The following is an 18,569-nucleotide window of genomic DNA, read 5'->3' as shown; positions in this document are numbered from 1 at the left end:
TGTTGAGCGTTTGACCTTCTGCTCGACCCTAGCGTAGTTGAAGGCTTGACTATTCGGCTAGTACGCTGAGCACATGACCGCGTACGTGTCGTCCGCATCACCCGGTGCACCGGAGACCCCGCCCCCCGGGGAGCCGCGCTGGCTCGACGCCCACGAGCAGCGCGCCTGGCGGGCCTGGCTCTACAGCGCGCAGCTCCTGCAGGACCGGCTGGACCGGGAGCTCACCCACGAGACCGGCATCTCCCACGCGTACTACGAGATCCTCGTGGCGCTCTCGGAGACCGAGGGCCGGATGATGCGCATGAGCGAGCTGGCCGACAAGTGCCTGTCCTCCCGCAGCCGCCTCTCCCACGCGGTGTCCCGCCTCGAGGAGCGCGGGTGGGTCCGCCGGCAGGTCTGCGCCGAGGACGGTCGCGGCCAGCTCGCCGTCCTCACCGACGAGGGCTTCGCCGCGCTGGAGGCCGCCGCCCCCGTGCACGTCGAGGGGGTGCGCACCCACCTCTTCGACCAGCTCACCCCGGAGCAGGTCGAGAACATGCGGGACCTCGGCGAGACCCTGCTGCGCCACCTCGACCCCACCACGATCAAGGCGCTGCACCAGGCCCCGTCCTAGGCCGGTCCTGGGTCCGCTCAGCTCTCACCGAGCTCCCGGAAGTACTTGTCGGGCGTGATCGGCAGGTCACGGATACGCAGCCGGGTCGCGTGCCAGTAGGCGTTGGCGACGGCGGCAGCGGCCCCGGTGATGCCGATCTCGCCGATGCCCTTGAGCCCGATCGGGTTGGCCAGCTGATCGTCGACGTCGAGCCAGCTGATGTCGATCTCGCCGATGTCGGCGTTGGTCGCGACGTGGTACTCGGCCAGGTCGTGGTTGACGTAGTGGCCGTACCGCTCGTCGGTGACCGAGCCCTCGTGCAGGGCCATCGAGACGCCCATGCTGAAACCGCCGAGCAGCTGGGAGCGGGCCGTCTTGGCGTTCACGATCGTCCCGGCGTCGTACACGCTCGTCGCCCGCGGCACCCGCACCTCGCCGCTGTCACGGTCGACCCGCACCTCGACGAAGTGGGCTCCGTAGGCGTGCATCGAGTGCGTCTTCGCGTGCGGTGACTCCCCGGGGAGCTCGCCGTCGACGCTGAGCCCCCCGGCGGGCGGCTGCCCGCCGTGCTGCTCGTCCAGCTGCTTCCGCAGGTCGCGGGCGGTGAAGACGATCGCCGTCCCCCAGGAGGCCAGCCCGGTCGAGCCGCCGGCGCCGCCGGCGAACGGCAGCCGGCTGTCGCCGATCCGCAGCTCGACCGACGCCATGTCGGTGCCCAGCGCGTCCGCCGCGATCTGGGTCAGCGCCGTCCAGGCGCCGGTCCCGATGTCGGAGCCGTCGATCTCGACGACATATCGGCCGGCCCCGTCGACGGAGATGCGGCACTGCGCCTTCCGGCGCCGGGTCGGGTAGGTGGCCGACGCGACACCGGTGCCGACCAGCCAGCGGCCCTCCGTGCGGACGCCGGGACGCAGGTCGCGGCCAGCCCAGCCGAACCGCTCCGCGCCGGTGCGCAGGCACTCGACGAGATTGCGGGTCGACCACGGCAGGTCCCGCTCCGGATCCCGCTCGGGTTCGTTGCGGATGCGCAGCTCCACCGGGTCCAGGCCCAGGACGACGGCGAGCTCGTCCATCGCCGACTCCAGCGCGAACATCCCCGGCGTCTCCCCCGGCGCCCGCATGATCGTCGGCGGCGGGACGTCCAGGCGGGCCAGCCGGTGCGTCGTACGGCGGTGCGGCGCCGCGTAGAGGACCCGGGTGGGCGTTGCCGTCTGCTCGGCGAACTCCGCGATCCGCGCGGTGTGCTCGACCACCTCGTGGCTGATCGCGGTCAGCCGGCCCTCGGGATCGGCGCCCAGCCGCAGCCGCTGGATGGTGGGCGTCCGGTGACCGACGAGGGAGAACATCTGCTGGCGGGTCAGCTCGTAGACGACGGTGCGGCCGACCACGCGGGCCGCCATCGCGGCGAGCATCTGGTTGGGGTGGGTGAACGCCTTCGAGCCGAACGCACCGCCCACGTACGGCGAGATCACCCGCACCTGCCCGGCGTCGAGCCCGAAGCCGGTGACCAGGTCGTTGACGATGTTGTGCGGCCCCTGGTCGGCGTCCCAGAGGGTCAGCGAGTCGCCGTCCCACCGCGCCATCGACGTGTGCATCTCGATCGGGTTGTGGTGCTGGGTGGGCGTCTCGTACGTCGCGTCGATGCTCACCACGGCGGCCGCCAGGGCGCCGTCGACGTCCCCGATGATCGAGTCGGTGGCGAAGCCGGCCATCAGCTTCTCCGGCGCGTACAGGTCCTCCCGGTCCGGGCTCAGGGCCACGTCCGGGGGCTCCGCGTCGTAGCCGACGGCGATGGCGCCCACCGCCGCCTTCGCGATCTCGGACGTCTCGGCGACCACGGCGGCCACGACCTGACCCTGGTAGTGCACGTCGAGGGACTGGAGCACCGGGAGGTCGGACGCCAGGCCCTTCCCGAGCCGCGGCGCGTTCGCCGGGGTGAGCACGGCCAGGACGCCGGGCAGGGCCTCGGCCCGCGACGGGTCGAGCCGGCTGATCCGGCCGCGGTTGACGGTGCTCTGCACGACCGCGAGGTGGGCGATGGGCTCGCCCGGGTCCTGCTCGTACGCGTACGGCGCGGTGCCCCGGACCTTCGCCGGCCCGTCGATGCGGTCGACGCCGGCGCCGACGAGACGGTCCATCGTGGTCATGCGAGCTCCCGTTCCGTGTCGCGCCCCGCCAGGTCGAGCAGCGTCCGGACGACCACGTTGCGGGCCATCGGCACCTTGAACGCGTTGTCCCGCAGCGGCGTGGCCGCCTCGAGCTCGGACTCCACGGCCGCGGCGAAGGACGCCTCGGTCGCCGGCATGCCGCGCAGCACGTACTCCGCGGCCGAGGCGCGCCACGGCTTGTGCGCCACTCCCCCGAGCGCCAGGCGCACGTCGCGGACCACGCCGTCCCGCACGTCGAGGGCCGCGGCCACACTGACGAGGGCGAAGGCAAAGGAGGCCCGGTCGCGCACCTTCCGGTAGCGCGACGGCATGCCGAGCGCCGGGACGTCGATCGCGGTGACCAGCTCCCCGTGCCGCAGGGTGGTGTCGCGGGAGGGGTCGCTGCCCGGGAGGCGGTGCAGCTCGGCGATCGGGATCTCGCGCTCCCCGTCAGGACCGAGCACCCGGACGACGGCGTCGAGCGCCACCATCGCGACCGCCATGTCCGACGGGTGGGTGGTCACGCAGGTCGCCGGGTCGTCGCTGCCGGCGATCGTCTGGCCGAGGATCGCGTGGTTGCGGTGCACGCCCTCGAGCGCGCCGCACCCGCTGCCCGGCGACCGCTTGTTGCACGGCTTCGTGACGTCGGTGAAGTACCCGCAGCGGGTGCGCTGCAGCAGGTTGCCGCCGGTGGTGGCCCGGTTGCGGAGCTGCCCGGACGCGCCCGCCAGCAGCGCCTGAGCGAGGACCGGGAACCGCTCCCGGACCCGCCGGTCGGCCGCGAGGTCGGCGTTCGGCACGCCCGCGCCGATGCGCAGCCCTCCGTCGGGCAGGTCGGCGACCTCGCGGGAGGTGAGCTCGCGGACGTCGACCAGCACGTCGGGCGTCGCGACGCCCAGCTTCATCAGGTCGACCAGGTTCGTGCCGCCGCCCAGGAACGCGCCGTCCGGGGCGGCGGCGAGCAGGGCGACGGCGGCGGCGGGATCGGCGGCCCGCTCGTAGCGGAACTCCCTCATCGCCGCACGCCCTCGGCGCGGGCGACGTCCGCGACGGCGGGGACGATGTTCGCGTAGGCGGCGCAGCGGCAGAGGTTGCCGCTCATCCGTTCGCGGATCTCGTCGTCGGTGAGCTCGACGGTGTCGGCGGCGACGTCCGGGGTGACGGCGCTCGGCCAGCCGGCCCGGGCCTCGGCGAGGATCCCCGCCGCCGAGCAGACCTGCCCCGGGGTGCAGTAGCCGCACTGGAACGCGTCGTGCTCGACGAACGAGCGGTGGAGGGCGTGCGGTACGTCGTCGACCGCGAGGCCGTCGGAGGTCGTGACCTCCGCGTCCCCGACGGTGACGGCCAGCACGAGGCAGCTGTTCACGCGCCGGCCGTCGAGCAGCACCGTGCACGCCCCGCACTGACCGTGGTCGCAGCCCTTCTTCGGGCTGGTGATGCGCAACCGCTCCCGGAGCGCGTCGAGGAGCGTCGTCCGGGTGTCGACGGCCAGCGGATGCGCCGCCCCGTCCACCCGCAGGGTGATCTGGCTGTCCACGCGGCCGTCCTGCCCCGGCACCGGGTGTGGACAAACGGTGCAGCGAGCCCCCGATCAGAGCTGCGCGGGCGGGCGGCCCTCCGCTCGGTCCCGCAGGTGGGCGAGCAACCCGTCGAGGCCGGGCAGCTGGTAGCTCCAGAAGGCCACGACCAGCTCGCGCACGTGGTCGCGCTCCGTCGCGGTCCGCAGGATGCGGGCGATCGCGCGGCGGGTGTTGTCGAAGACGAGGTCGAGCATCTCCCGCTGCAGCGGGGACGGCGGGTCGTCCAGGGAGCGCTCGACGTGCGCGACCAACCGGCGGACGAAGGCGGCGGGATAGCCCTCGAACGGCGTGCCCTCGGCACGATCGAGGAGGACGACGACCGCCAAGGGCTGGGCCGACCAGAACTCCAGCAACTCGTCGGCGGCTCCCTGGTCGGCAGCTTGTCCGGCGAGCGCGGCGACCCGCGCGTCCAGGAGCCGGTCGTGCCGGGCGGGCAGGTCGGCCGGGACGACCGCTGCCAGCAGCTCCTCCTTGGACGCGACGTAGCGGTACACGTTCGCGGGGGCGGTCCCGGCAGCGGCCGCGATCTCCGCCATGGAGGTGCCGGCGAACCCGCGGTCGGCGAAGCAACGCAGTGCGGCGCGCTCGATCCGCGCACGCATCTCGGGCTTGAGCACCTGCGCCATCAGGACGGCCGCTCGAGCCAGGTCGGGTCGGGCGCGGTACCGGACCACGGGGCGGCCTCCTCCAGCTCGGACGCCAACGCCAGCAGCAGCCCGTCGGCGCCCGGCGCCGCCGCGACGTGCACCCCGACGGGCAGGCCGTCGGACCAGCCGAGCGGCACCGACATCGCCGGGCACCCGGCCACGTTGTGCGGCGGGGTGTAGCCGACGGCCTCCTCGGTGCGCCGGATCAGCGTCTCCCGGCCCACGTCCGGCGCGAGGTGTCCCAGCGGCCAGCCCACGGAGGCGAGCGTCGGGCTCAGGACGACGTCGTACCGCTCGAACAGGACCAGGTAGCGGCGCGCCACGTCGGCCAGCGTGAGCTCCAGCTCCGCCGGTGCGCCGGGGGGCAGCGTGGCGGCCCAGTCGATGAGTTCCAGCGTGAAGGGCTCGAGCTCGTCCGGTCCGGGTGGGCGCCCCAGCATCGGCGTCACCATCCGGGCGACGTCCGTCATCGTCATCGCGGCCGCGGTGAAGAATCCCCGGCTGAACGCCGCGGCGTCGATGTCGGGCGGGTCGGCGGCCTCCACGTGGTGGCCGAGCGACTCGCACAGGCGGGCCGCGCGGTCCACCTCCCGGCGCACGTCCTCGTCGGGCGCGCGGCCCATGAGCGTGTCCATCAGGACGCCGACGCGCAGGCGCACCGGGTCGGGGCCGGCGACCAGGCCGACCGGCGGGTACGGCGCCCCGGCGTCGGTGCGCTCGGTGGCCGCGAGGAAGTGCGCGGTGTCGCGCACCGTGCGGCTCATGGACCCCTCGACCACGAGGGCCGCGAGCCCCGCCGCCGCCGGACCGGTGGGCACGCAGCGCCCGTTGGACGGCTTGAAACCGAAGAGCCCGTTCATGGCCGCGGGCACGCGCAGGGAGCCGCCCCCGTCGCTGCCGTGTGCCATGGGGACGATCCCGGCGGCGACGAGGGCGGCCGACCCGCCCGAGGACCCCCCGGCGGAGAGCCCCTCGCGCCACGGGTTGAGGGTGGTGCCGCGCAGTGCGGTCTCGGTGCTCCCGAGCAGTCCGAACTCCGAGCTGACCGTCGAGCAGAGCACGTTCAGACCGGCGTCCCGGATCCGGGCGGCGTAGGGCGAGAAGCCGGGTGCCGGGTTGGCGGCCATCAGGCGGGAACCGAACGTCCACGGCAGGCCGGGCCAGGCGAGCAGCTCCTTGACGGCGAAGGGCACGCCGGCGAGCGGGCCGCCTCCTGGCGGGACGTCGTCGGGCGGGCCGGCGAGATCGGCCACCGCGTTGAGGGCGGACCGGCGGTCCATGAGGGCTCGGGCGGTCTCGGCCAGGTCCGCGGCGGAGACGGCCCCCGTGCGGACCAGACGGGCGAGCTCCACCGCGTCGCACCGCGCGTAGTCGTCGAAGGGGATCAGCACCCCGCAATAGTGAATGGACTATTCGCTATTGCGCAAGGGGTAGGCCTCCGGCGTCACGCCGGCCCCGCCGCGACATCGTCCGGGGGATCGGGCCACCGCGGCACTCCCGCGACGGCACCGTCAGCCAGGCGCGCGGTGAACGACGGGAACCGCTTCTCCAGGAAGGCGGCCACCCCCTCGCCCGGGTCCGGCCCGTCGCCCAGCTCGACCAGGGCGCGCGACTCCGCCCGGTGGGCGTCCCAGGGCGACGGCGCACCGAGCATCGACCAGAGCAGCTGCCGGGCGGCGGCCACCGCGACGCCGCTGGCGTTGGCCACGATCTCGCGGGCGAGCGCGTAGGCGGTCGGCAGCAGGTCGGCGTCGGGGACCACCCGGGAGACCAGCCGGCCGCGCAGCGCCTCCCCGGCGTCGAAGACCCGGCCGGTGGCGACCCACTCCATCGCCTGGCTGATCCCCACCACGCGCGGCAGGAACCACGACGACGCCGCCTCCGGGACGATGCCGACCCGGCCGAAGACGAACCCGAAGCGGGCCGACTCGGCGGCGATGCGGATGTCCATGGGCAGGGTGAGCGTCGCCCCGATGCCGACGGCGGGTCCGTTGACGGCGGCGATCACCGGTTTGCGCAGGGCGGCGAACGGCAGCGCGGCCACTCCGCCCGCGTCGCGCGGGAAGCCGCCGATGTCCTGGCTGAGGGGGCCCGGCGGACGGGCCCGAGACCGCCGGTCGCCGAAGGTCCCGGGCCCGCCGCCGAGATCGGCTCCCGCGCAGAACGCCCGCCCCGCGCCCGTGACCACCACGACGCGCACGTCGTCGTCGGCGTCCGCCGCAGCGGCCACGCGCGCGAGCTCGTCGGCCATCGTCAGCGTGAAGGCGTTCAGCCGCTCCGGCCGGTGCAACGTGACGGTCGCGATCCCGTCGGCGACGTCGTACCGGAGTTCGGTGAGGTCCGTCGGAGTCACGCGGCGAACGCTCCGGACACCGCCAGCCGGGCGACGACGTCGAGGTGCTCGGCCTCGTCGCCCAGCAGCAGCCGGTCCACCTTGGCGCGGCGCCAGAACAGGTGGGCGTCGTGCTCCCAGGTGAACCCGATCCCGCCGTGCACCTGGATCAGCGTCGCGGCGGCCTGCTCGAAGGCACCCGCCGCGCACGCCTTGGCCGCCGACGAGGCCAGGGGCAGCTCGGCGGGCGCGGAGTCGGCGGCCCAGGCGGACCACCAGACCAGCGAGCGCAGTTGCTCCACACCGACCCAGGCGTCGACGAGCATGTGCTTGACCGCCTGGTACGAGCCGATCCGCCGGCCGAACGCCTCGCGTTCCTGCGCGTAGGCCACCCCGAGCTGCACGCAGCGCTCGGCAGCTCCGAGGTCCTCGGCCGCCAGGACGACCGCGCCCACCTGCCGGGCCCGCGCCCACAGGTCGGCGGCGCCGGTCGCCAGCACCCGGCGCGAGGTCAGCCGCACCGAGGCGAGCCCGCGGGTGGCGTCCAGCGGCCTGCCGGGGACGACCTCACCTTCCCCCAGCACGAGGTCGTCGCCGTCCAGCGCCAGGAAGGCGGAGGCGTCCGCGGCGTCGATCGACGGCGCCGAGCCGTCCGGGCTGCCGTCGAGCACGGCGAACGCCGTCGATCCGTCGGCCAGCTGAGCGGCGAGGTGCGGTTCCCCGGCGAGCAGGACCGACGCCCGGGCCGCGGTCACCAGCGACGGCGCGGCGAGGACCGCGCCGCCCTGTTCGGCCACCACCGCCAGGTCGAGCAGCGGCCGACCCGACCCGCCCGACTCCTCCGGCACGGTGATCCCGGTGAAGCCGATGTCGGCCAGCGCCTTGCGTCCCGGTTCCAGCCGGCCGCCCTCCAGCCCGGCGCGGGCCGCGGCCGGCGACGCGGAGCCGCGGAAGAAGTCGCGGGCACCGGCGGCGATGTCCCGCTGGTCGTCGTCCAGGTCGAAGTTCACCGGGCACCTCCGTCGGAGCGACTCGCCGAGAAGGCCGCGGTCTTGTCGTTGCGCGGCTCGGGGGGCAGGCCCAGCACCCGTTCGCCGAGGATGTTGCGCAGCACCTGGTCGGTCCCGCCGGCGATGGCGATGCCCGGGACGTAGGCCTGCGTGCGCTGCCACTGGTCGTCGCCGTCGGCCGTGGCGGCGTAGAGGGCGTCGTCACCGAGGAGCCGGACCCCGGCGTCGGCGACCAGGCGGGCCGCCTCGGTGCCCGCGAGCTTCCCGGCGCTGGCCTCGGGTCCGGGGATCCCGCCCTGGCTCAGCACGGTCAGCCGCCGGTAGCCGGTGTACCGGGCGCCCAGGGCCGCGACGACGGCCCGGCCCACCGCCTGGCGGGCGAGCACCTGCCGCTCGGGGTCGAGGGCGGGCAGGCGGTCCCGCGCGTGCTGCGCGAGCGTCTCCACGGTCGGTCCGATGGCGCCCCCGGCACCGCCGATGGCCACCCGCTCGTTCATCAGGGTGGTCAGGGCCACCCGCCAGCCCTCCCCCGGCTCGCCCAGCCGCTCGCTGTCGGGGATGCGGACGTCGTGGAAGAAGACCTCGTTGAAGTCCGACTGCCCGCCCATCTGGCGCAGCGGCCGCACGGTGACGCCCGGCGCGTGCATGTCGACGACGAACATGGTGAGACCGGCGTGCTTCGGGCGCTCCGGGTCGGTCCGGGTCAGCAGGATCCCGTAGTCGGAGACGTGCGCCAGCGTCGTCCAGACCTTCTGGCCGTTCACCACCCAGTCGTCGCCGTCGCGGACCGCCGTGGTGCGCAGGGCCGCGAGGTCGGATCCGGACGCCGGCTCGCTGAACAGCTGACACCAGACGTCGTCGGCGCGCAGCAGGCGGGCGAGGTAGCGGTCGCGCTGGTCCTGGCTGCCGTGCCCGATGACCGTCGGCCCGCACATCCCGATGCCGATGTGGTTGATCAGCACCGGCACGCGGGCCCGGGCCAGCTCCTGCGAGACGATCGACTGCTGCACGAGCGTGCCGCCCTGCCCGCCGAACTCCTTCGGCCAGGGGACGCCGACCAGCCCGGCGTCGGCCAGCACGCGCTGGGTCCGGCGCATCTCCGCCTCGTGCGTGCGGGCGTCGACGTTCTCCTGCCCGGGCGAGAGCCGCAGCAGTTCGCCCGAGTGCCGCTCCAGCAGCTCGCGCACCCGCGCTCGGTAGGCGGCCTCGTCGGGGCTGTCGTCGAAGTCCACGGGCGGCGCCTCTCCTCGATGAGCGGGTCGGCCGCAGCGTGACAGCCGTCACCCGGAACGGTCAACGGTGACTGTTGCTGACCGGGCCTTCGGCCTACGCTTCGCCGGATGACCGCCGAGCCCCTCGACAGCGGCGTCGTCGCCGGGCCGCGCTCCCGGTCGGAGCGGACCGCCGACAGCCGGCTGCTCATCCTCGACGCCGCGGTCGCCTGCCTGGTCGAGGAGGGGTACGCCGGCGCCTCCACGCTGGCCGTCCAGGCGCGGGCCGGGGTGTCGCGCGGCCGGCTGCTGCACCACTTCCCCTCCCGGGCCGAACTGCTCGTCGCCGCGGCCGAGCACGTGGCGACGACGCGGCTCGAGGAGGTGCGGGACCGGGCCGCCGCACTCATGGACGACGGGCCGACCGGGCGCGAGCGCGTCGACCGGGCCATCGACCTGATGTGGACGACGTTCCAGGAGCCGCCGTTCTGGGCGGCCATGGAGCTCTGGACCGCGGCCCGTACCGACCCCGCCCTGCGCGGTGCGCTGCGCGGCGAGGAGCGGCGGCTGCGGGCCGCGATCGCGGCGGTGGCCGACGGGATCTGGGGTGCGGAGATCGCCCGCGCCCCGCTCTACCCGGACCTGACCGAGCTGCTGTTCACGAGCATGCGGGGCGTCGCGCTCGTCTACGCCTTCGACGACCGGCCCGCGACCACCGACCCGCACCTGGCCCTGTGGAAGCGGCTCGCCGCCCGGATGCTCGACCTCGACAGTCAGGGTTGACCGTCCGCCGCTCCCCCCGACAGCATGACGCAGGTCACAACCTGCTGGACGTCGAGGAGTCCCGATGACCGACCGGATCCCCGTCCTGCAGGGCCGCGGCATGACCATGAGCGATCAGCTCGCCCGCTGGAGCCGCACGACGCCCGCCGCGCCGGCGCTCCGGTTCGACGGCGGCGGGCGCAGCTACGCCGAGCTCGACGAACGGGTCACCCGGCTCGCCCGGGCGCTGCGGCAGCGCGGGGTCGCGACGGGCGACCGGATCGCCGTGCTGGCGCTCAACGGCATGGAGGCGTGGGAGACCTACCTCGCGGGCGTGCGGCTCGGCGCGGTCGTCGTCCCGGTCAACTTCCGGCTCGTGGCCGACGAGGTCGCCTACGTGCTGACCGACTCCGGCGCCGTGGCCCTCGTCGTCGACGCCCCGCTGGCCGAGGTAGCCGCGAAGGCGCGCGAGCAGGCGCCGTCGCTCACCACGGTGCTCGTGATCGGGGACGACTACGAGGAGGCCCTCGCCGCGGCGGGCACCGAGCCGCTCGACGTCGTCGTCGACGAGGACGAGCCGGCCTTCATCATGTACACCTCCGGGACCACCGGCCGCCCCAAGGGTGCGGTGCTCACGCACCGGAACCTGCTGATGCACGCGTTCAGCCAGATCACCACGCTGGGCTGGGACCCCGACGACCGGGTCGGCGTGCCGGGAGCGCCGCTGTTCCACATCGCCGGCCTCGCCGGCGGCCTGCCGCCGCTGCTGCTCGGCGGCACCAACGTGATCCTGCGGTCGGGCGCCTTCGATCCCGCCGAGACACTCGACCTGATGGAGCGCGAGCGGGTCTCCAGCATCTTCCTGGTGCCCGCGATGTGGGCCGCCGTCCTCGCCGTCCCCGACCTGGGCGCCCGCGACCTCTCGCACCTGCGCCGCGTGTCCTGGGGAGCGGCGCCCGCGTCCACCACGCTGCTGCGGGCGCTGATCGACGCGTTCCCGCAGGCGGAGGTGGTCACCGCGTTCGGGCAGACCGAGTGCAGCCCGGTGACCTGCCTGCTGCGCGGCGAGGACTCCGTGCGGAAGATCGGCTCGGTCGGCACCCCGATCCTCAACGTCGAGGTGCGGGTGGTCGACGACGCGATGGCCGACGTCGCGCCGGGCGAGGTGGGCGAGATCGTCTACCGCAGCCCAATGGTCATGAAGGAGTACTGGAACAAACCCGCGGAGACGGCCGAGGCGTTCGCCGGCGGCTGGTTCCACTCCGGCGACCTGGTCCGCCAGGACGAGGACGGCTACTTCTACGTCGTCGACCGCAAGAAGGACATGATCATCTCCGGCGGGGAGAACATCTACTGCGCCGAGGTGGAGAACGTCCTGTCGGCGCACCCCAAGGTCCTCGAGGTGGCGCTGATCGGCATCCCCGACACCCGGTACGGCGAGGCGCCGCTGGCCGTCGTCGTGCCCCGCGACGCGGCCGACCCGCCCACGCCGGAGGAGCTCGCGGCGTACTGCCGCGAGAAGCTGGCGCGCTACAAGAACCCGCGCGAGTACTCGGTCGTCGGGGCCCTGCCCCGCAACCCCAGCGGCAAGGTGCTCAAGACGGCGCTGCGCCAGGAGCACTCGGCCGGCTCACTGGTGGCCGAGCCGGTCGTCTAGCCACCTGGGCGCACCAGGCCCGACTCGTACGCCACCACCACCGCCTGCACGCGGTCGCGGACACCCAGCTTCGCGAGCACGCGGGCGACGTGGGTCTTCACCGTGCCCTCGCCGAGCACGAGGGCTGCGGCGATCTCGGCGTTGGACAGGCCACGGGCGACCAGGCGGAGCACCTCCTCCTCCCGCGGGGTGAGCTGATCGACTCCCGGGGCGGTGGTGAGCGGTGTCCGGGCGCGGCTGACGAAGTCGTCGAGGAGGCGGCGCAGCAGGGTCGGCGCCAGCAGCGAGTCGCCACTCACGGCGGCCCGGACGGCGGTGACGAGCTGGTCGCGCGGCATCGACTTGAGCAGGAAGCCGGACGCCCCTGCCCGCAGCGCCTCGACCACGTGCTCGTCGGCGTCGAACGTGGTGAGCATGACCACGGCCGTGCGGTTCTCCGGCTCCCTCGTGATCCGGCGCGCGGCCTGGATGCCGTCCAGTCCGGGCATCCTGATGTCCAGGAGCGCCACGTCGGGGTGCAGGTCGCGGCACATGCGCAGGGCGTCGACGCCGTCCGATGCCTCACCGACCACCTCCAGGTCGGCCTCTGCCTCGAGGATCATGCGCAGGCCTGCCCGCACGAGCGCCTCGTCGTCGGCCAGCAGGACCCGTACGGTCACACCGACGCCGCCTCGGGCGAGGGGACCGGCAACTGCGCCCGCACCCGCCACCCCGGACCGTCCTCCCGCGGTCCGGCGCTCACCCGGCCGTCGAAGAGAGCGACGCGTTCGCGGATGCCGACCAGCCCGAAGCCGGCCCCCTTCGGCCCGCCCGGTTCCACCCGCCCGTCGTCGGCCACGTCCACCTGTAGCGCCCGCTCCGTGTAGCTGAGCCGAACGCGGATCCGGGCAGCGGGCGCGTGCTTGAGCGCGTTCGTGACCGACTCCTGCACCACGCGGTACGCGGTCGCCTCGACGGCCGCCGGAAGCGGTCGCACCTGGCCGTCCACCGAGAGCAGGACGTCCCGCCCGGCCGACGCGGCCGCGTCGACCAACCCCTCGACGGCCGCGAGCGTGCCGGGCTGGGCGTCCCCCGGTTCGCCGGTCGCGTCGTCCCGGAGCACCCGCAGCATCCGCTGCAGGTCCACCAGCGCCGTCCGACCCGCGGTGAGGACGACGTCCAGCGCCTGTACCGCAGCCGGCTCCCGACCGCGGAGGCTGGCCTGCGCAGCGTCGGCATGCAGCAGCATCAGCGTCACGCCGTGCCCGACGACGTCGTGCATGTCCCGGGCGATCCGCCGGCGCTCGGCGGCCAGCGCAGCGGTGCGGGCCAGCTCCTCCTCGCGGAGCTGGTCGTGGGCCGCCAGCGCGTCGCGCTCCGCCTGCACCGCCCGGTCGAGGCGCTCGCGGGCGAGCCGCGCGAAGACCCACACGATGATCGGGATGGCCACGTTCCCGATCTCGTCCCCGATGCTCACGTCGTCGACCACGAACGGGTAGACCTCGATCGCCGTCAGGATCGCGAGCAGCCCCAGCAGGGCGTCGATCCGCCGTTCGGCGTACTGCGCGACCGAGTACGTGGCGATCAGCAGGGCGGCGAAACCGGCGACCGCGGGTGCGTCCCCGAGCAGCGTCTGGAACGCAAGCCCCGCTGCCACCGTTCCGGCCGCGGCCACGGGTCGCAGTCGACGAAGCAGCAGGCTGCCGGTCATCACCGCGAACGCGACGTGCTGGAGGGGCCGCGACCCGGCGACCTCGTCGCCGAGGAGCACCAACTCGACCTGGCCCGCGACGGTGAGTGCCAGCGCCAGGAGCCCGTCACGCGCCCACAGCGGAAGCGCCCGCCACCGCGAACCCGGACCCGACATGGCGGGAGCGTAGGACGCGGGAGCGGCAACCGGGGTCCCCCGCACGACCGATGCCGGGTCTGCCGCTCGGTTCCTCCAGGCAGCCGAAGACCACCTCCGAATGGCTCCTCGGACATACGGACCAGCGACCGGCGCCGAGCAGCGTGGTCCCCGCGCCGGGCGGCCCGCGCGCCGATCGAGAAGGGATCTGCCATGACCACCGCAACCGTCGAGGGCTCCGTCACCTCACGTACCCACTCGCCCCTGAGCGCCCTGGCCGGAGTCGGCGCCCTCGCCTGCTTCGCCGCCGCGACCGTCCTCTCCGGCGACTCGATGGGCGGGTCGGACACGCCGGCCGAGGCGGCCGCCGCGCTGGAGTCGTCCCATGCCCAGCTCGCCGCCGTCCTGGTCGGCGGCTACGCGCTGCTGGCCATCGCAGTGACGGGCGGGCTGGCGGTTCGGCTCCGGCGGGGCGGCGACAGCGCGGCCGTCCGGTTGCTCCCGCTCCTGGGTGCGGTGCACGTCCTGCTGCTGGCCGCGACCTTCGCCGCACCGGGCGCCGCGGTCGGCGTCGGCACGTACGTGTTCGACGGCGGCGTCAGCGCGAACGCGACCGAAGCGGCACTGGTGCTCATGAACACGGCTCACCCCATGGCGGCCTGGGTCGGCGCCGGATTCCTGATCGCCGTCGCACTGGCCGCGCGGACGGCTGCGGCCTCGCGGGCGCTGGTCGTGGTCAGCGCCGTGTGCGCGCTCGGTCTGCTGCTGCCGCCGGTCGGGTGGGCGGTGACCTATCTGATGGCCTTCTGGTTCGCCGGCGTGGGCGTCTGGCTCTGGCGTCGCGGCTGACACCCGGCCGCTGCCCCGCGATCGTGACGTCGCGGTGGAGACGTCCCCGCTCAGGTCGGAGCGTCGCCCCGCCGACGTCGTGATCGATCGACGGGTCAGCCGTTCCAGACGTCGGCGATGCGGGTGGCGACCGTCGCCGCCTGGGCGCGACCGGCCCGGGCCGACGGCGCCCGGGCGGCCGGGTCGAGGACGTTGCGGCCGATCGCCGTCCGGCTGTCCGAATCCGGGGAGACCACCGCGACCCGCGACACCATGCCCGAGACCTGGGCGTCGACGCTGGCCATCGGCCCGAAGCCGCGCGGGATCGGCGCGAGGACGACGAGCCGGTCGTAGCCCTGGGCGAGGTCGGCGTTGGCCGCCGAGCGCATGCCGCCGTCGACGTAGCGCCGCCCGTCGATGGTCACCGGCGGATAGACGCCGGGGACGGCGCAGCTCGCGGCCACCGCGTGCAGCAGGGGGACGCCGGAGTTCTTGTCGAAGGGCGTGAACTCGCCGGTCTCCGCGTCGACAGCGGTGATCCGGAGATCCCGCTCGGGCCACTCCTTGCCGCCGAGCCGGGCACCGATCACGTCGAGGCGTTCCTGCTCCGACGGGGTGAGCCCGGCTTTCTCCGCCGCCAGCGCCAGCGCGCCGATGCGGCGGCGGAAGTCCACGTCCCGGCCGCGGCTGCGCAGCATCGCCCAGCCGAACTGGGCGAGGGTCGCGCGGTTGAGCCGAGCCACCGTCTCCCCCGTCGCGGGCGCGAGCTGGCGCTCGTACATCTCCTCGAGGCCGACGCCGCAGGCCACCTGCGCGCCGACGACCGAGCCGGCCGAGGTGCCGACGACCAGGTCGGCGCCGCTGAGGTCGGTGCCGGCCTCGGCCAGGCCGGCGAGGACGCCGATCTCCCACGCGATGCCGGTGATGCCGCCACCGCCGAGGACGAGTGCCGTGCGCTGGTCGCTCATCGGGACATAGTCACAGACCGGCCGGATCTCGACAGGGCGTGTGAGCTGGGCCACGCTGGGTGCCGACGCTCAACGAGGAGAGACCCATCAACGAAGGGACATGCATGACCGCCACGCAGTCGGAGTCGACCACCACCTCCAGCTGGCCGCCGGGACTCCCGCGCTCGCTGGACTACCCGGAGGTGCCGGTCGGGTCGATCCTGCGCGCCGCCGTCCGGCGGTGGGGCGACAGGACCGCGTTCATCGACCGCGACGTCGAGCTGACGTTCGCGGAGATGGGCCGTCGCGCCCACGCGGTGGCCGGGTGGCTGGCCGACCACGGGATCGGGCGCGGTGACGTCGTTGCCGTGCACATCCCGAACTGCCGCCAGTACCCGCCCCTGTACTACGGGATCATGCTGTCCGGGGCGACGTTCTCCCCCACCAACCCGCTGCTCCCGGCGGCCGACCTGGCTGCCCAGCTCACCGACGCCGGCGCGAAGCTGCTGGTCACCTGGGACCAGGTGCTGCCGTTCGTCCGCGGCGCGCTGGCGCAGACCCCGGTGCAGACCGTCGTCGTCACGGGCGAGACGCACATCGCCGACTTCGCCGCCCGCCTCGACCTGGCGGACGGCGACATCGACCTCGCCGACCTGCTGGCGGGCGACCCCACCGACCGGCACCTCGACGCCGACGTCGACATCGCGAACGACCTCGCCCACCTCGCGTACACCGGCGGCACGACCGGCGTGAGCAAGGGGGTCGAGCTGCCGCACCGGAACATCGTGACCAACGTGCTGCAGTCGGCCTGCTGGACGTCGGGATCCCTCCCGGAGCTGGACGAGGACGGGAACGTGACGCTCCGGCAGGTGCTCGGCGAGGAGGAGATCTCCACCCGCCTCGGCGAGGCCCGGATCATCAACCTCACGCCGTGGTTCCACGCCATGGGGGCCATCGGCTACCTGAGCGGCATGGTCATGGCGGGCACGACCACCGTGATCCACATGCGCTTCGACCCGGTCAAGTACGTCGAGGACATGGTGAAGTACCAGGTCACGGCCATCGGGGGCGCACCGCCGATCTTCGTGGCGCTGCTGCAGGTGCCGGGGTTCGCCGACGCCGACCTGTCCTCCGTCCGCGGGGTGAGCAGCGGGGCGGCTCCGCTGCCGAAGTCGCTGATCGACAAGATGGCCGGCCTTCTGCCGAACGCGACCATCGGCGAGGGCTACGGCCTCACCGAGGTCACCATGCAGGCCACCGGCGCACCCTCGTTCCGTTCGGGCACCCGCAAGCCCGGCACCGTGGGCGTTCCGATCTTCGACACCGAGATCAGCATCCGCCCGCTCGGCGGCGGCGACCCGCTGCCGGCCGGCGAGCGCGGAGAGGTGTGCATCCGCGGCCCGCAGGTCATGCGTGGCTACGCCCACCGCCCGGAGGCGACGGCGGAGTCCATCGACTCCGACGGCTGGTTCCACTCCGGCGACGTCGGGATCCTGGACGAGGACGGCTACCTGTCGATCGTCGACCGCACCAAGGACATGCTGCTCTACAAGGGCTACAACGTGTTCCCGCGCGAGCTGGAGGAGATCCTCTTCGCCGTGCCCGGGGTGGCCGGGGCCGCCGTGGTCGGCCGTCCGGACGAGGAGGCCGGAGAACTGCCGGTCGCCTACGTCGTCCGCAAGGGCGACGACGCCGGCAGCGCACTGACCGCCGAGTCGGTCATGACCGCGGTGAACGACAAGGTGACGCCGTACAAGCGGCTCCGCGACGTCGTGTTCATCGACGCCATCCCGGTCTCGGCCGCGGGCAAGGTGCTCAAGCGCGAACTGGCCGCCAAGGAGCGGGAGAAGGTCTCCTCCTGAACCGCGGCCGCTGACGCGCGCCGTCGCACCCGTCCGGATCGGATGACCCGAACGGGTGCGGCGGCGCGCACGCGACCGGCCCGCTCACTACTGTCCGCGGAGTGAAGTTCGAGGCTGTCGGCACCGAGACCGAGCACACCGGTGTCCAGATCGCCCACGAAGAGGTCTCCCCGGTACGGCAGGTGCTGCGCCGCGTCCTCATCGCCGCGATCGTCCTCGTCGTCGTCGTGCTGATCGTCTACATCGACCGGGACGGCTACGAGGACAGCCGCGGGGACGAGATCTCCCTCCTCGACGCGACCTACTACGCGACGGTCACGCTCTCCACGACCGGCTACGGCGACATCACCCCGGTCACCGCCGAGGCCCGGCTCATCAACATCCTGCTGATCACGCCCCTGCGGATCATGTTCCTGATCGTCCTCATCGGGACGACGCTCGAAGCCCTCACCGCGCGTTCGCGGGAGGAGTTCCGCATCCGACGCTGGAGGTCCCGCGTGCGCCAGCACGTCATCGTGTGCGGCTACGGCACCAAGGGCCGCAGCGCCATCCGTTCGCTCATCGCCAACGGGACACCACCGGACAAGATCGTCGTCGTCGACCCGGAGCCGCGGGCGATCGACGAGGCCAACTCCCTGGGGCTCACCGGCATCGTCGGCGACGCCGGCCGCACCGAGGTGCTGCGCCGGGCATCGGTCGAACGGGCCCGCGCGGTGATCGTCGCGGCCAACCGGGACGACGCCTCCGTGCTGATCACGCTCACCGTGCGGCAGATCAACCCGAGCGTGCCGATCACGACCAGCGTCCGGGAGGAGGAGAACGCCAACCTGCTCCGCCAGTCCGGCGCCGACACCGTCATCACCACCTCGGCGACGTCCGGGCGGCTGCTCGGCCTCTCCACCGACGCCCCGCGCGTGGTCGCCGTCGTCGAGGACCTCGTCACCGGCGGCCAGGGCCTGGACCTGCACCAGCGCACGGTCAGCTCCAGCGAGGTCGGGCTCGACTCGCGCTCGCTGCGCGACATCGTCCTCTCGGTCACCCGGGGCGGCCGGACGCTGCGCTTCGACGACCCGCTGATCGGCACGCTCCAGCCCGAGGACGTCCTCGTGGTGGTCCGCTCGCACCACTAGGCGATCGTGCGGTCATCCGCGTCCTGGCGCGCGGATGAG

At 73.8% G+C, this 18,569-nt stretch carries 17 protein-coding genes; 6 read left to right on the top strand and 11 right to left on the bottom strand.

Annotated elements, in window-relative coordinates; translation table 11 throughout:
* Positions 1-73: 73 nt before the first annotated feature.
* Entirely contained in the window at positions 74-613 is a 540-nt protein-coding gene (locus tag CRP30_RS15945; protein WP_097184876.1) for a MarR family winged helix-turn-helix transcriptional regulator, read from the top strand.
* 17 nt (positions 614-630) lie between these two features.
* Here the strand turns inward: CRP30_RS15945 and CRP30_RS15940 are convergent, their stop codons facing one another.
* The 8 genes from CRP30_RS15940 to CRP30_RS15905 are packed head-to-tail and all read right to left on the bottom strand — an operon-like array spanning position 631 to position 9,540.
* Positions 631-2,739: a xanthine dehydrogenase family protein molybdopterin-binding subunit gene (locus tag CRP30_RS15940; protein WP_097184875.1), complete on the bottom strand. Its 2,109-nt coding sequence runs from the start codon at positions 2,737-2,739 to the stop codon at positions 631-633.
* The gene (locus CRP30_RS15935) at positions 2,736-3,755 is read right to left on the bottom strand and encodes an FAD binding domain-containing protein (protein WP_097184874.1); all 1,020 of its coding nucleotides are present in this window, start codon (positions 3,753-3,755) and stop codon (positions 2,736-2,738) included. Before CRP30_RS15935 ends, CRP30_RS15940 begins: the two co-directional genes overlap by 4 nt.
* Positions 3,752-4,276 (bottom strand): 2Fe-2S iron-sulfur cluster-binding protein, encoded by a 525-nt coding sequence (locus CRP30_RS15930; protein WP_097184873.1) that lies wholly within the window; start codon positions 4,274-4,276, stop codon positions 3,752-3,754. The genes CRP30_RS15935 and CRP30_RS15930 overlap by 4 nt, the downstream gene beginning before the upstream one ends.
* 54 nt (positions 4,277-4,330) lie before the next feature.
* The gene (locus CRP30_RS15925; protein ID WP_097184872.1) at positions 4,331-4,993 is read right to left on the bottom strand and encodes a TetR/AcrR family transcriptional regulator; all 663 of its coding nucleotides are present in this window, start codon (positions 4,991-4,993) and stop codon (positions 4,331-4,333) included.
* Positions 4,945-6,357, bottom strand: a complete 1,413-nt coding sequence (locus tag CRP30_RS15920) for an amidase family protein (RefSeq protein WP_097184871.1) — start codon at positions 6,355-6,357, stop codon at positions 4,945-4,947. The genes CRP30_RS15925 and CRP30_RS15920 overlap by 49 nt, the downstream gene beginning before the upstream one ends.
* Positions 6,358-6,410: 53 nt before the next feature.
* A complete protein-coding gene (locus CRP30_RS15915) occupies positions 6,411-7,319 on the bottom strand; it encodes an enoyl-CoA hydratase-related protein (RefSeq protein ID WP_097184870.1) in 909 nt (302 codons plus the stop codon).
* On the bottom strand, positions 7,316-8,308 hold the full coding sequence (locus CRP30_RS15910) for an acyl-CoA dehydrogenase family protein (protein ID WP_097184869.1): 993 nt from the start codon (positions 8,306-8,308) through the stop codon (positions 7,316-7,318). The genes CRP30_RS15915 and CRP30_RS15910 overlap by 4 nt, the downstream gene beginning before the upstream one ends.
* Complete coding sequence (locus tag CRP30_RS15905; RefSeq protein WP_097184868.1) at positions 8,305-9,540, bottom strand: acyl-CoA dehydrogenase family protein; 1,236 nt, start codon at positions 9,538-9,540, stop codon at positions 8,305-8,307. The genes CRP30_RS15910 and CRP30_RS15905 overlap by 4 nt, the downstream gene beginning before the upstream one ends.
* Positions 9,541-9,648: 108 nt before the next feature.
* On the opposite strand from CRP30_RS15905, the gene CRP30_RS15900 reads away from it, so the two are divergent.
* Together CRP30_RS15900 and CRP30_RS15895 are read left to right on the top strand one after the other, a co-directional pair.
* Complete coding sequence (locus CRP30_RS15900) at positions 9,649-10,302, top strand: TetR/AcrR family transcriptional regulator (RefSeq protein WP_097184867.1); 654 nt, start codon at positions 9,649-9,651, stop codon at positions 10,300-10,302.
* Between the two features lie 64 nt (positions 10,303-10,366).
* On the top strand, positions 10,367-11,938 hold the full coding sequence (locus tag CRP30_RS15895) for a long-chain-fatty-acid--CoA ligase (RefSeq protein ID WP_097184866.1): 1,572 nt from the start codon (positions 10,367-10,369) through the stop codon (positions 11,936-11,938).
* Here CRP30_RS15895 and CRP30_RS15890 read toward each other — a convergent pair.
* Together CRP30_RS15890 and CRP30_RS15885 are read right to left on the bottom strand one after the other, a co-directional pair.
* Entirely contained in the window at positions 11,935-12,597 is a 663-nt protein-coding gene (locus tag CRP30_RS15890) for a response regulator (RefSeq protein ID WP_097185036.1), read from the bottom strand. The genes CRP30_RS15895 and CRP30_RS15890 overlap by 4 nt on opposite strands.
* Positions 12,594-13,784 (bottom strand): sensor histidine kinase, encoded by a 1,191-nt coding sequence (locus CRP30_RS15885; protein ID WP_097184865.1) that lies wholly within the window; start codon positions 13,782-13,784, stop codon positions 12,594-12,596. The genes CRP30_RS15890 and CRP30_RS15885 overlap by 4 nt, the downstream gene beginning before the upstream one ends.
* A 192-nt stretch (positions 13,785-13,976) precedes the next feature.
* Here CRP30_RS15885 and CRP30_RS15880 point away from each other — a divergent pair, with 192 nt between their 5' ends.
* A complete protein-coding gene (locus CRP30_RS15880) occupies positions 13,977-14,612 on the top strand; it encodes a hypothetical protein (protein ID WP_097184864.1) in 636 nt (211 codons plus the stop codon).
* Between the two features lie 95 nt (positions 14,613-14,707).
* Here the strand turns inward: CRP30_RS15880 and CRP30_RS15875 are convergent, their stop codons facing one another.
* The gene (locus tag CRP30_RS15875) at positions 14,708-15,559 is read right to left on the bottom strand and encodes a patatin-like phospholipase family protein (protein WP_097184863.1); all 852 of its coding nucleotides are present in this window, start codon (positions 15,557-15,559) and stop codon (positions 14,708-14,710) included.
* 104 nt (positions 15,560-15,663) lie between these two features.
* Here CRP30_RS15875 and CRP30_RS15870 point away from each other — a divergent pair, with 104 nt between their 5' ends.
* Together CRP30_RS15870 and CRP30_RS15865 are read left to right on the top strand one after the other, a co-directional pair.
* The gene (locus tag CRP30_RS15870) at positions 15,664-17,400 is read left to right on the top strand and encodes a class I adenylate-forming enzyme family protein (RefSeq protein ID WP_097184862.1); all 1,737 of its coding nucleotides are present in this window, start codon (positions 15,664-15,666) and stop codon (positions 17,398-17,400) included.
* A 101-nt stretch (positions 17,401-17,501) separates the two neighbouring features.
* The gene (locus CRP30_RS15865) at positions 17,502-18,530 is read left to right on the top strand and encodes a potassium channel family protein (RefSeq protein WP_097184861.1); all 1,029 of its coding nucleotides are present in this window, start codon (positions 17,502-17,504) and stop codon (positions 18,528-18,530) included.
* Positions 18,531-18,569: the final 39 nt, after the last annotated feature.

It is taken from the genome of Blastococcus haudaquaticus (genome assembly GCF_900230285.1).
GTDB lineage: Bacteria > Actinomycetota > Actinomycetes > Mycobacteriales > Geodermatophilaceae > Blastococcus_B > Blastococcus_B haudaquaticus.
The sequence above is the reverse complement of the archived record's forward strand: the minus strand, read 5'-3'. Positions and strand labels throughout refer to the sequence as shown.